Origin of the sequence: Virgibacillus siamensis (genome assembly GCF_900162695.1) — a bacterium.
In the GTDB taxonomy this organism is placed as follows: domain Bacteria; phylum Bacillota; class Bacilli; order Bacillales; family Amphibacillaceae; genus Lentibacillus; species Lentibacillus siamensis_A.
Window position 1 is genome coordinate 1,994,892 of the sequence record NZ_FUIH01000007.1, and the last position, 13,371, is coordinate 2,008,262.

15 protein-coding genes are annotated in these 13,371 nt (G+C 40.6%); 1 reads left to right on the plus strand and 14 read right to left on the minus strand.

Annotation, left to right across the window (positions count from 1 at the left end; all coding sequences use genetic code 11):
* Positions 1 to 17: 17 nt before the first annotated feature.
* The 8 genes from secA to B1K71_RS13895 all read right to left on the minus strand — a co-directional run bounded on the left by secA (position 18) and on the right by B1K71_RS13895 (position 9,115).
* A complete protein-coding gene (secA, locus tag B1K71_RS13865; RefSeq protein WP_077328059.1) occupies positions 18 to 2,531 on the minus strand; it encodes a preprotein translocase subunit SecA in 2,514 nt (837 codons plus the stop codon).
* 200 nt (positions 2,532 to 2,731) lie between these two features.
* Positions 2,732 to 2,887 (minus strand): hypothetical protein, encoded by a 156-nt coding sequence (locus B1K71_RS19940; protein WP_175631916.1) that lies wholly within the window; start codon positions 2,885 to 2,887, stop codon positions 2,732 to 2,734.
* A 275-nt stretch (positions 2,888 to 3,162) separates the two neighbouring features.
* Positions 3,163 to 3,720, minus strand: a complete 558-nt coding sequence (hpf, locus tag B1K71_RS13870; protein WP_077328060.1) for a ribosome hibernation-promoting factor, HPF/YfiA family — start codon at positions 3,718 to 3,720, stop codon at positions 3,163 to 3,165.
* 238 nt (positions 3,721 to 3,958) lie between these two features.
* On the minus strand, positions 3,959 to 4,633 hold the full coding sequence (locus B1K71_RS13875; protein WP_077330253.1) for a ComF family protein: 675 nt from the start codon (positions 4,631 to 4,633) through the stop codon (positions 3,959 to 3,961).
* Between the two features lie 2 nt (positions 4,634 to 4,635).
* On the minus strand, positions 4,636 to 6,012 hold the full coding sequence (locus B1K71_RS13880; protein ID WP_077328061.1) for a DEAD/DEAH box helicase: 1,377 nt from the start codon (positions 6,010 to 6,012) through the stop codon (positions 4,636 to 4,638).
* A gap of 76 nt (positions 6,013 to 6,088) precedes the next feature.
* Complete coding sequence (locus B1K71_RS13885) at positions 6,089 to 6,931, minus strand: DegV family protein (protein ID WP_077328062.1); 843 nt, start codon at positions 6,929 to 6,931, stop codon at positions 6,089 to 6,091.
* A 226-nt stretch (positions 6,932 to 7,157) separates the two neighbouring features.
* Positions 7,158 to 7,850, minus strand: a complete 693-nt coding sequence (locus B1K71_RS13890; RefSeq protein WP_077328063.1) for a response regulator — start codon at positions 7,848 to 7,850, stop codon at positions 7,158 to 7,160.
* Positions 7,851 to 7,975: 125 nt separating this feature from the next.
* Entirely contained in the window at positions 7,976 to 9,115 is a 1,140-nt protein-coding gene (locus B1K71_RS13895) for a sensor histidine kinase (RefSeq protein WP_077328064.1), read from the minus strand.
* Positions 9,116 to 9,263: 148 nt separating this feature from the next.
* Here B1K71_RS13895 and B1K71_RS13900 point away from each other — a divergent pair, with 148 nt between their 5' ends.
* Positions 9,264 to 9,896, plus strand: coding sequence for a YigZ family protein (locus tag B1K71_RS13900; protein ID WP_077328065.1), 633 nt, complete (start codon positions 9,264 to 9,266; stop codon positions 9,894 to 9,896).
* A gap of 30 nt (positions 9,897 to 9,926) precedes the next feature.
* On the opposite strand, the gene nagB is transcribed toward B1K71_RS13900, so the two are convergent.
* The 6 genes from nagB to B1K71_RS13925 all read right to left on the minus strand — a co-directional run bounded on the left by nagB (position 9,927) and on the right by B1K71_RS13925 (position 13,172).
* On the minus strand, positions 9,927 to 10,652 hold the full coding sequence (gene nagB, locus B1K71_RS13905) for a glucosamine-6-phosphate deaminase (protein ID WP_077328066.1): 726 nt from the start codon (positions 10,650 to 10,652) through the stop codon (positions 9,927 to 9,929).
* Positions 10,653 to 11,816 carry an N-acetylglucosamine-6-phosphate deacetylase gene (gene nagA, locus B1K71_RS13910; protein WP_077328067.1) on the minus strand — a complete coding sequence of 388 codons (1,164 nt, stop codon included), beginning with the start codon at positions 11,814 to 11,816 and terminating at the stop codon, positions 10,653 to 10,655. It lies immediately after the preceding gene.
* A gap of 23 nt (positions 11,817 to 11,839) precedes the next feature.
* Positions 11,840 to 11,986, minus strand: a complete 147-nt coding sequence (locus B1K71_RS19945; protein WP_175631917.1) for a hypothetical protein — start codon at positions 11,984 to 11,986, stop codon at positions 11,840 to 11,842.
* Positions 11,987 to 12,078: 92 nt separating this feature from the next.
* Complete coding sequence (locus B1K71_RS13915) at positions 12,079 to 12,576, minus strand: VanZ family protein (protein WP_077328069.1); 498 nt, start codon at positions 12,574 to 12,576, stop codon at positions 12,079 to 12,081.
* A gap of 58 nt (positions 12,577 to 12,634) precedes the next feature.
* Entirely contained in the window at positions 12,635 to 12,967 is a 333-nt protein-coding gene (locus tag B1K71_RS13920) for a helix-turn-helix domain-containing protein (RefSeq protein WP_077328071.1), read from the minus strand.
* A gap of 73 nt (positions 12,968 to 13,040) precedes the next feature.
* Positions 13,041 to 13,172 carry an anti-repressor SinI family protein gene (locus B1K71_RS13925; protein WP_077328073.1) on the minus strand — a complete coding sequence of 44 codons (132 nt, stop codon included), beginning with the start codon at positions 13,170 to 13,172 and terminating at the stop codon, positions 13,041 to 13,043.
* Positions 13,173 to 13,371: the final 199 nt, after the last annotated feature.

Consider the following 13,371-nt stretch of genomic DNA (forward strand, 5'->3'; position numbering starts at 1 on the left):
AAACGGGAGGTTCATCATCATTTACCATGGCAGTTTTTATATTTTTTGCCACTTCCGCATGGACAAGGATCATTACGTCCAATGTCTTCCGTTTTCACATATGGTTTACGTGATTTTTTCTTTTCTTCCTGATCTCCGGAAACCGCTTGCGTGTTTTTTGCCACTTCCTGACGCTGCAGATTATCACGAATTTGTGCCTTCATCACATACTTGGCAACCTCTTCTTCAATAGCAACAACCATTTGTTCAAACATGTGAAAACCTTCTGCCTGATACTCTTGCAGCGGATCATTTTGTCCGTATGCACGCAAATGGATACCCTGGCGAAGCTGATCCATTTGATCAATGTGGTCCATCCACTTCGTATCAACTGTACGCAACACAATTACTTTTTCGAACTCGCGCATCTGTTCCGGTGAAAGTTCTTCTTCTTTTTCGTCATAGCGCTCTTTTACTTTGTCCATGATAAATTCGGTTATTTCTTCAGGCTCTTTACCTTTGATATCGTTAACCGAGATATCATCATAGTCGAGAAGGTTTCCATGTACATATTCAACAATTGAATCCAGTTCCCAGTTTTCATCGAGTTCATCCTGTGTGTTCGCACCAACAACACGCTGTAATGTTGATAAAATCATGCCTTCAATAATCTCACGAAGATTTTCTGTTTCTTCAATAACATCAAAACGCTGCTTGTATATGATTTCGCGCTGCTGCCGCAGCACATCATCATAAGACAATACAGTTTTACGAGCGTCAAAGTTGTTTCCTTCCACACGTTTTTGTGCCGATTCAACTGCCCTTGAAACCATTTTACTTTCCAACGGCTGTGAATCATCCATTCCAAGCCGTTCCATCATAGATTTCAGATTGTCAGAACCAAAACGGCGCATTAGTTCATCTTCCATAGACAAATAAAATTGAGTCAACCCCGGATCTCCCTGACGTCCTGAACGACCACGAAGCTGATTATCGATTCGGCGTGACTCGTGCCGTTCTGTACCAATAACAGCCAGTCCACCAAGTTCTTTTACACCATCACCAAGTTTAATATCTGTACCCCGGCCAGCCATATTGGTTGCGATCGTAACAGCGCCGGGCTGTCCGGCGTTTTCAATTATTTCCGCTTCACGAAAATGGTTTTTCGCATTTAGTACGTTATGTTTTACCCCGGCCTTTTTCAGCAATTTGGAAATTAATTCAGATGTCTCAACTGCAACTGTACCGACAAGAACCGGTTGTCCATTTTCATATCTTACTTTTATATCTTCAACAACAGCGCGGAATTTACCATCCATCGACTTATAAATCATATCCGCTTTGTCATCCCGGATAATTGGCTTATTGGTAGGTACAGCAACAACGTCCATGTTGTATATGTTACGGAACTCTTCCTCTTCCGTTTTAGCCGTACCTGTCATACCAGCAAGTTTATTGTACATCCGGAAGAAGTTCTGGAATGTAATCGAGGCAAGTGTCATACTTTCATTCTGTATTTGCAGCCCTTCCTTTGCCTCAATGGCCTGATGAAGCCCATCAGAGTACCGGCGTCCTTTCATTAGACGACCGGTGAATTGGTCGACAATGATTACTTCGCCTTCCTGTACCACATAATCTGTATCACGATGCATCGATGCATGTGCCTTCAATGCCTGATTGATATGGTGTGTCAATGATACATGATCAAGATTAAACAAGTTTTCAATATTAAAATAAGATTCCGCCTTGTTGATTCCTTCTTCTGTCAATTGCACGCCTTTTGTTTTCTCATCATACGTATAATCCGTTTCATGTTTAAGCGTACTGACGAATGAATTTGCCTGCATATACATTTGTGCAGACTTTTGTGCAGAACCGGAGATAATTAAAGGGGTTCTTGCTTCATCAATAAGGATTGAGTCCACCTCATCAATAATTGCAAAGTTAAGTGGACGCTGCACCATCTGCTCCTTATATAAAACCATATTGTCACGCAAATAATCGAAGCCGAATTCATTATTTGTACCATACGTTATATCACTGTTATATGCTTCCCTTTTTTCTTCTTTTGATAGGCCGTTTCCATTCAAACCAACCGTCATGCCAAGAAAATTATAGAGTTCCCCCATTTCCCGGGCATCACGGTCTGCAAGGTAATCGTTTACTGTAATAATATGAACTCCTTTTCCGGAGATAGCATTCAGGTAAGCAGGCATGGTTGAGGCTAAGGTTTTACCTTCACCTGTTTTCATTTCGGCAATATTACCTTCATGCAATGAGATCGCACCCATCAATTGGACGGGAAAAGGACGCATTCCGAGTACACGTTTCGAACCCTCACGAACTACTGCATATGCTTCAACAAGTATGTCATCCAGACTTTCGCCATTCGCATGCCGTTCTTTAAATTCCACAGTTTTTTGTTTTAGTTCTTCATCGGTTAATTTCTCTATTTCAGTTTCCATTGCTTCTATCTGATCAACTTTTTTCTGCAGTTTCGATAATTGTCTTTTTGTACCATCACCAAAAATCTTTGTCAGTAAACCTGCCATTTAAAACGCTCCTCAATATGATTAAAAAATCACTATAAAATTACTTTAATCCATCATTAATAATAACGCATCTAGAGTAGTATGACAACTCGTTAGACAGTAGGATGACGTTAAAAGGATTGTCCGGGGATGGACAATCCTTTTATTGGGGATAAATGGGGAGACAGCGGTTAATAAGCAGATCAAGCGATTGGAATCCATTATGTGAGTGAAACAGGATGTGTTCTTTCGCTTACCTTCTTATCCAGTTCAGATAATCTTTGATTTGTAGCAGCAACGATTTCAACCAGCTGTGTGATTGTTTCCTCGTGCTGTCGAAGCTTTTTAGTCAATTCATCATTGGTCATCTCACTCACATATTCTGCTCCTTTCGCTTTGATGATTCAGTTATACCATGAAGCATTTAAAATGCACCAATTGCCATTTTTCAAATTTGGCAATTCGTTCGACGTTTTTCGAGCAAAAATTCAACTGATTTTTCAGTTTTCCAGTCAAAATTGGTGATTTTAACATGATATTTGATATAGAATTTAAAATTCGGTAATTCCTTCGACAAAAAATGACATTCCTGAAAAAACATTCAAAGACGGCCCCGGAAACCCGGCGCCGTCCATTTTATTAACTATATTCATTAGCTGTTAGGCTCAATCAGTCCATACCTTCCATCTTTCCGTCTATACACAACATTTGTATCGCCGGAAAGCGCATTGGTAAAGACATAGAAAGCATGACCAAGCATATCCATCTGCATGACAGCTTCCTCAGAGTCCATCGGCTTCAAATTAAATCGTTTTGTCCGGACGATTTCAATGTCATCTTCGTCCGCTTCGGCAACCTGGGTGCTTGCCTCTTTTTCCAATTCAGCAAACACATGTTTTGGAGAACCTTTCTGTCTAAATTTACGATTCACTTTTGTTTTGTACTTACGAATCTGTCTTTCCAATTTGTCCACTACAAGATCGATAGCCGCATATAAATCAAGATGCTGCTCCTCCGCTCTCAATAGCAGATTTGTCATTGGAATCGTAACCTCAATCCTCTGTTCATCGTTATAGACACTTAAATTTACGTGTACATCGGATGTGGGTGGTGTATCGAAATATCGTTCGAGTTTGCTAATCTTTCTTTCTACGTAATCGCGTATTGCCCCTGTCACCTCAAGATTTTCACCACGAATGTTGTACTTCATAAATAGTGTCCTCCTTTCATCCTTATGTGTATATTATACTACGTTACCCGTCATATTTCCTGCTTAAACTGTTAAAAAAATGCATCGGAATTTGGCGTCATTTGTCGAATTTTTTCTCTAAGCCTTGCCCCCGCTGCTTTACAAGTGATTAAACATTTGAAAAATAGTGAAATATTCCTATGCATTCCACTGTATTTCCGACGAAATGGTCGAAATGCTGCAATTTGCACTAAAATAATTACCCGCGTACCAGTGTAAATGAACAAACTTCCGGGCAGTCATTTTCTTTCAGAACGGTTGCGGCATGCCTTAACGTTGTTCCAGTTGTATAAATATCATCAATTAGAATAACAGGTTCGGATACAGCACGCTCCACTCGAAATGGGTTTCCAGCAGTAATACGTTCATAACGGGTTTTCTTGGATTGTTTTTCTCCATGGATTCTGGACAGTGCGTCTTTTATTTCAAGTGTCAGAAGGCCGGCCAAAAAAACAGCCTGATTAAATCCACGCTCCATAAGTCGCTCGCTGCTTAAGGGGATTGGAACAAGCACAGCATTTTTGGGAAACATGGCGGACTTTTGTCGAAAACTGGCGCGATATTGTTTTTGAAAAGCATAACCAAGCGCATAGTCACCACGATACTTCCATTGTGTAATCATTTCCTGCATAACGTCATTATACTGAAAAACAGAATGATTAAAGGAGAGCGGATCATTGCGCTCACCCCACCAGATACAGTCGCCGCAAACAGATGCCTTGCTTTTTCGGCTACATATTTTGCATCGTAACCCATCCAGTAATACGAGTTCGGTTTTGCACATATCACACAGGTTCTCTGGTTCCGGCAGCATAAACAGCGTTGTCCAGCTAATTTCCGGAATGATTTCTCCATCACACCATAGACAGTTCATCGTCAACTAAAACCTCCCCGTTTATTCATTTTTTTGATGGATTGAACCGCTTCTGCCATGGCATTCGTTTTTCCGTCATGAAAAAATACAACCTCTCCGGTTGGATCATCCGGGCTTCTTCCAGCCCTTCCTGCTATTTGTACAAGGGCGGCTTCATCAAAAACTGTATGTCCAGCGTCCAACACTGCTACATCAACTGATGGAAATGTAACACCCCGCTCCAGAATTGTTGTTGTAACAAGTGTTTGAATATGCCTGTTTCGAAACTTTTCGATTTTTTCCTCCCTATCCTTATCAGATGCATGTACTGCAGTTATATTATCCAATCGGATTGCTTTAAGGTTCGGAATAAGATGGTTCGCGAGGTTAATTGTAGGAACAAAAATAAGCAGTTGTCTGTTGGGATTTGTTCTTTTTTGTATCCAGTCCTTAAAAACCTTCGGGGGATGGTACTGTTTAAGAGCTTTTCGTAATGAGAAGGACATACGCAAAACCGGGACCGGTAATGGATAACCATGAAATCGGCTCGGAACAAAAATATGTGGAAGTTTTTTCATTGCGATCCGATGACGGTGGTTCCGGCGTGGTGTTGCAGTCAGATAAATAGTAGTACTGTTTGCTTTTCTGGCACGTTCGGCAGCAAAGGCAAGCGAGGGATCTGAATGGTATGGGAATGCATCAATTTCATCAATGACAATCACATCAAATGCGTGCTTAAAGCGAAGCAGTTGATGGGTCGTCGCAATAATCATTTGGGCTGTTCCATCTCGTTCACGGCTTTCGCCATACATTCCCTGAATATAAACACTGGAAAACCCATCACGCATTCGTGGAAGCAATTCACGCACAACATCGGTTCTTGGCGTGGCAATACAAATCCGTTTTCCCATCCGGAGGGTCTCTGTTATTCCCGGGAACAGCATTTCAGTTTTTCCTGCTCCACACACTGCCCATACCAGTAATTCAGTTTCATTGTGTTTAATTGCCGCGGTAATCCGTTCGGCTGCATGCTGTTGCACCGAAGTCAGTTTACCTTTCCAGCTGCAGGCATCAGGATGCTCTGGCCAAACTGCCTTTGGCCCCGACCATTCATACAGAGGCTCACATTCAATTACCCTTCCCATTTGAATGCATTTCCGGCAATAACCATGTGTTTTTTCACAGCGTAAACACGGCATTTTTCCTAGCAGGGATGTTTTTCGGTTGCCGCAACGCTGACATTCCAGCTGATAAAGTTTTCTTTCAAACGATGGAACAGATGTAAAATAAGAAGATTGAAGAAGTTGTTCGAAAGCGGTTTTATTAATGGGGATTTCTCTTCGCAGCAGTAACTTTCCATCATATCTGGAAATAAAATCATGTTCCAGTTGAAGTTGCATGGCCTCACACTCCCGTTTAAATAATGAAACGCTGCCAGCCAATGGTAGACTGGCAGTATAATAAACATAATAATGGCTATTTCATATACCAGCAGACACCAATCGCACCCTCACCCAAGTGCGTGCCAATTACGGGACCAAAATAACTGATCATACTGTCCATGTTCGAATAATCACCATCTACTCTGTTTTTCAATTCAATAGCTGATTGTTCATGATTGGCATGAATAAAAACAACTTTCATGTCCCGCCCTTTTTTGGCATCCTCTTCAAGCAGACCGATAATCCGATTAAGCGCCTTTTTCCGTGTGCGAATTTTTTCGAATGGAACAATTACTTTATCGACAAAATGCAGAACCGGTTTTACTTGCAGCAGACTGCCGACTATTGCCTGCGCTCCGTTCAAACGTCCCCCACGCTGTAAATGACTTAAATCATCAACCATAAAATAGGCACGTACACTTTGTTTCATGTGGTCAAGTTGATCGATAATTTCCCGCGGGTTTTTACCGGCAGTTGCCATTTCAGATGCTTCAAGCGCATAGAACCCCTGTGCCATGCAGCTAATCTCAGAGTCATATGGATATACATCAATACCTTCAACCATTTCACCGGCACTTGCAACCGCCTGGTATGTGCCGCTGATGCCACTTGATAAATGGATGGAAATGACAGCATCATAATCAGCAGATAGCTCTTCAAATTTTTCCGTGATTTCTCCAATCGACGGCTGAGAGGTTTTTGGAAGTTTTTCGGAAGCTTTTACTTTTTGATAGAATTTTTCGGTTGTAATATCGATTCCTTCACGATAAGATGTATCACCGAATACAACACTTAATGGAACAACATGGATATCATATTGCTCTTGCAATTCTTCTGAAAGGTATGCTGTACTATCCGTCATTATAGCAACTTTCATCGTCTACCCTCCTTTTATCTTTAAAACTTGTATTACTATTTTACATGAACAGCTGAAACATTGCATTATTTATGGAAAATGCGCACTTCCCACATCACTTGGAACAAAAAGCACAAGCGCCCGTTACGTAATTACCCGCAAAAAATTCTATAGGTTAAAAAATACCTTGTCACCAATTGGCGACAAGGTATCCAATCTTTCTTAGGAAACTAAGGAACAAATCCAATTAATATGTTACTTCCACCCAGCCCTTGCGAATAGCTGATACAACCGCCTGTGTACGGTCATTCACATTCATTTTCTGCAATATATTGCTGACATGGTTTTTAACGGTTTTTTCACTGATGTATAATGATTCCGCAACGGCGCGATTGCTTTTACCATCTGCAAGAAGCTGCAGCACTTCACATTCGCGTCTTGTTAATAAATGTAATGGTTTTCGGTATTCCAGGTTTTTTTCAGCTACCCTGGACATGTTTTCCTGGGCAAGACGACGATATTCCTGCACCAGATTGTGTGTTACTTTCGGATGGAGATAGGAACCTCCCTCACTGACCACTTTAATCGCTTCGATTAACGAATCAGAATCCATTTCCTTTAGCAGATAACCTTGTGCACCTGTTTTCAGTGCATGTGTTACATAGCTTTCATCGTCATGGATAGATAGAATGATAACATTTGTATCAGGAAAATGTCTTACCAGATCCGATGTTGCCTGTACACCATTCATTGTTGGCATATTGATGTCCATAAGTACAACATCCGGATGATATTCTTTCACTAGTTTGGATGCTACCAGCCCATCATCACCTTCAGCTACGACTTCAAAGGATGGTTCAAATTCAAGAATTCGCTTAACACCTTCGCGAAAAAGCTTGTGGTCATCAATCAATAAAATCTTGGTTCGTTTCGTATTCATCGGTATTGTTCCTCCCTGATTAAATTCTATTTTATCTAAATTTACCCCATTACATTATCTATGAAGGTTCTATCTCTATTTTTATTAGTACCAGTATAACGAATTCTGTTGAAAAATGGTAATCATTATGAAAGTTCATATGGAACATCAATCAAAATCGTAGTTCCTTTTCCAATCGAAGTATCAATGGATAAATTCCCTTCCAGCATTTCAACACGCTCCCGCATCCCAATTAAGCCAAACGATTTGTCATGTTTCATGGAAGGATCAAAACCCTTGCCATTATCCTTTATTTCCATTACAATATTTGCTTTATTCAGTTCCAGTCTAACTTCAATACAGGTTGCATCGGCATGTTTGATGGCATTTTGCACAGATTCTTGAACCAACCGAAAAAAGGCAATCTCATACTTCTGATTTAACCGTTTCTCTTCACCAACCGAGGAAAAGGCAATTTCGGAATCATTATAATCGCCTATCGTAGCTATATACTTCTTGATGGTAGGAACAAGGCCAAGATCATCCAAAGCCATCGGCCGCAGATCGTAAATAATCCGGCGGACTTCATAAAGCGATGACCGTATCATTTTTCGAACACTTCTAATTTCCTTTAATGCTTCATCCACGGTTCCGTTTCGAAATGTCCGGTCCACCAACTCGGAGCGCAATAAAATATTTGCAAGCATCTGTGCCGGGCCATCATGGATTTCCCGGGAAATTTTCCTGCGCTCTTCTTCCTGTGCTTCAATAATCTTTAGTCCGAATTCCTGTTTTTCTTTTGCCTCAGCTATCATTTCGTTAACTTGTCTGAAATCATCGTTTAAGTAAGTGAGGATAACAGATATCTTCCCCGCCAGGCCATCGGCGCGTTCAAACGTCTGATCCAATGCAACCAAACGGCGTTCCAGATCTTCCCGTTTGTTTCGTAATTCTTTTTCTTCCTGACGAAGCACCGCCAATTGCGTTTGCATTTTATGTGTATTTTCATAGACTTCGCGTATTTCAGTTTCTGAATAACGGTCAAAAAATTTACTTACTTCTGAAAGCTGCTGCCTGGAATAGCGCACTTTCTGTTCCAGCTGGTCACCGTCTGTAATATGTTGCGCCATTTCTTCTTTTGTTTTCTTCAAATCACGTTTAAGTGTCTCATATTCCTTTCTGGACTCTTCACTGATATTGAAGATTTCATCTTTACTGTTTTGCACAACATCTACCATTTCATCAATGACAAAATCCAATGTTTTCTGTTCCAGTTTTTGTACCATACAGTACCACCAGCCTATGATATAATTATTCGTATCCATTATTTTCTTTAATAGGGTCTTTTATCATACTTCCGGAAAACTTTTTTAAAATAATAAGTATTTCTATTCCTTACCCTAAAGTCTGTTATCAGGAGGTTTTAAAAAACATATGCTCTCTTCTTATTATACCGTAAAAAAGGAAACTGCAAATGAATTTATCGTTCAGAAGTCACGATTTATCGGCTATGTTAAACGCACAGATACAGAAGATGCTGCACAAGAATTTATTCAGCAAATTAAAAAGAAGCACCATGATGCCACCCACAATTGCTCCGCGTACATGATTGGTGAAAATAATCAGGTTCAAAAAGCCAATGATGATGGTGAACCAAGCGGAACGGCTGGTGTTCCAATACTTGAGGTCCTTAAAAAGCGTGACCTGAAAGATACCGTAATCGTTGTTACCAGGTATTTTGGCGGAATCAAGCTTGGTGCCGGCGGCTTGATACGTGCATATGGAAATGCAGCGTCGCGCGCAATTGAAACCGCTGGCGTTGTGGAAAGACGCTTAATGAATGGCTTTTCCATAACTGTAGATTATCCATTGCTTGGAAAATTGGAAAATGAATTGCGGAACTCTGAACATGTGCTTGATTCCATTCAATACTTGGAAAAAGTGGAATTTATCGTTTTTGTCAGGGATGGATTTGAGGAGAATTTCCTGGACTGGATAACCAATTTGACCAGTGATACTGCAAAGGTGACGGAAAAGGGAACTGCATACGTGGAGATTGATGTCTGATCAACATCAATCTTCACGGTGCTGCACTGTCTATAATTTTGACAATGCAGCCTCATCACCGATAATTACAACATTAGTATGTTGTTGCAGTATGGATGCCGGAAATTCTTCCGTTATTTCACCCTGAACGAGTTTTTGAACAGCCTCGGCTTTTTTTTCGCCAGACACGAGCAAGAGTATTTTATTACTTTTCATGATTGTATCAATCCCCATTGTAATCGCTTGTGTTGGCACCTCTTCCAATGAGTTGAAAAATCGTGCATTTGCTTGACGTGTCGATTCGTCAAGTTCGATTGTATGTGTCTTGCTGTCAAAACTGGTACCTGGTTCATTGAATCCGATATGACCATTTAAGCCAATCCCCAAAATCTGCAAGTCTGCATAACCGACATCACGAATTAATTTTTCATACTCAGCACATTCCTTTTCAGGTGTTTTCGTATCACCATTCGGCACATGGGCATGTTCGATTGGAATATCGACAGCATGAAATAACTTTTCATTCATATAGTACCGGTAACTATTCGAATCTTCCCCGCTAAGTCCCACATACTCATCCAAATTAAATGTTGTCACATTTTGAAAGGAAACATTATTCTTTCGATAGGCTTTTATCAATTCCCCGTACATTCCTTCAGGGGTTGAACCTGTTGCCAATCCGAGGACCGGATTATCTATTTCCTGAATAGTTTTGATTACCAGTTCACTTGATTTTTGACTCATTTCCTCATAACCCTTTAATTTTACAATTTCCACTTAATCTTCCTCCTTGTATGCTGCTGCACCGCGGCAAATCGTGTATCTAATATTCAATGCATCATCTGTCAGCAAAAGGTCGGCATCTTTCCCCTCCCTGATGCTTCCTTTACGGTCATATATACCGAGCTGTTTCGCCGGATTTTCGGATGCCATTTCCATAACGTCCCTGATTGTAACATTTTTCAATTTCAGCATTTGTCTTGCACCTTGATCCATTTTCAAAATGCTTCCGGCCAGTGTTCCATCTGCAAGAATAGCCCGATCTTCCGTTACAGTTACAGGTTGGCCGCCCAGCTCATAATCTCCGGCATGCAAACATTTTGCCCGCATGGCGTCAGTTATTAAAATCAGCCTGTCGCTGCCAACATTTCTATAAATAAGTTCGAGCATTTCCGGGTCGACATGAATACCGTCCGCTATCAGCTCCGCGCGCAATTCTTCAAGTTGAAAACCCGCCCCGACTGCACCAATATCCCGATGATGGATTCCTGACATTGCATTGCATAAATGTGTCAGCTGCCGCAGACCGTTTTCGACGGCTTTTTTAATCCCATTAAATCCTGCCGCTGTATGGCCAGCTGAAACATTAATCCCTGATTCGGCAAGTGTTCGGATGAAGTCACCATCCTGATCATGCTCCGGTGCCATTGTAATCGTTTTAATGCTGTTGCCGGAAAGTGACTGCCATTTCTGAAACAGTTTCATATCCGGCTTAACAATATGCTCTTCCGGCTGCGCACCTTTTTTGCCCTTTTCGATAAACGGTCCTTCCAGATGCACGCCAATCACTTCAGCATGTCCTTCCTTGGAATGATATGCAGCAACATTTTCAAGTGCTCGTTCGATGTTATGGTGCGACTGTGTGATAGTCGTCGCCAAAAAAGCCGTTGTCCCTTCTGCGGGTAAAACAGCTGCCATTTTATCCAGTGCGGCTTCAGTAGCATCCATTACATCCGAACCATCTGCGCCATGAATATGTCCATCGATAAAGCCTGGAATCAAATTTAATCCTTTTCCGTCAATAACTTCAGTACCTTCAGAAGGTTCCAGCTGATCATTTATTTCTTTGATTTTATTATTTTCGATAAGCAGTGATCCCTGTACGTTTCCTTTTTCTTCAGTATAAATGGTTGCATTTTTTATAAGTAATCCAGTATGCATTTTTCATCCAATCCTTTTATAGCTTACTTTGTCTGTAAATTATTGTTATCTGTTCTCAGCAGTTCATATACCAATGCCTGAATCAGTTCTTCCGATGATTGGAATTTAGCGTTTTCTGTGTCTTCGATCATTTTTTTAAGCATATGTTTAAATCGTTCTTGTTCTACCATAACGATACCGCCTTTTAAAATTATACGCCAATCATACCATATTCGCGCGAAAAAAGGTGTCGAACGATGTCGATTAACGCATTTTTATATTACTATTTGGCTATTCCTCCCGATTTTGTTTTCCAATGTAACAATAACACTATACAAATGGCAAAACCGGCACCGATACCATCAATTACAACATCACCTGCGTATGGTGTACGGTTTGCTGTGAATCCCTGGTGAAATTCATCTGTTACAGCATATGTGATGGTCATCATATATGACAATGCCAGAAGCAGCCACATTGTTCTCCTGCAAGTCTTTTTCAAAGCTAAATAAAACAATAAAAGTAAGATAAAGTAGACACCAAAGTGAGCCCCTTTACGGACAAAAAATTCAATCAATCCATCGACACCCAAAACTTCCGTACTTACCTCTGAATGATGATATGTAAACGAAACCCAGTCCAAATATGGTTCCAAAAATGATAAATTCAGTAAATTTCCCAGAAACGGCTTGATATTCTGTTCTTCATACGGCTGTGCAGACGAATAGAAGATCACGCCCATCCATAATAGAGGCAAAAGCCAGTATATGTATTTTTTCATTTCTTACACCTTTCCTGTTCCAACAAAAAACCGCAAGCCATGGCTTTACGGTCTAATCTTATTTATCCTGTTCTTTTCTCCACTTTGTAAATTCAAGATATTCTTTAAACTGCTCTTTGGAAACACCAGAATCCATCGCTTCCCTGACGATTTCCAGCCATTCACCATCAAGTTCCGGTTCTGGACCATTTTGATTATCTTCACGAATCAGTTCATTTACGGATACACCGAGTACGGTGCTGATTTTTTCGATAAACTGAATCGATGGGTTTGACTGAAGATTTCGTTCAATGGAACTTAAATAAGATTTAGCCACATCAGCCTTGTCAGCTAATTCAGAAATGGACATCTTTTTATCCTGCCGTAATTTTTTTATTGTCTCGCCGATCATGTCCCACACCTTCTTTCAAAGAGATTATACCACAAAAAGGTGTATGGTTCTATATTGAGTACAGCTTTTTTCATCACGTTGTGTCCCGCCGTGCTTTTGCCAGAAACAGTCTTATTTCCTCTGCGGTCAGACCGATTGTTTTCGCCTGTTTAATCAATTCCAGCCATTCATAGTCCACCTCAATTTTTTCTACTGCACTTCCCATAAACATTCCCCCAATTAATAACTTGCGGTCACCCTGTCATGGACCGCACCAAAAGAACCATGACTTTTTATTTACACATTGTGCGAATCTTTAATACTAATATACTACATATACAATCCATTTTGGGTGTCTTCTTTTGTCAGAAACAAACTAGTTTTGCACACAGTAAAAAAAGCTTTGCCGAGATAGGTCTAACGAA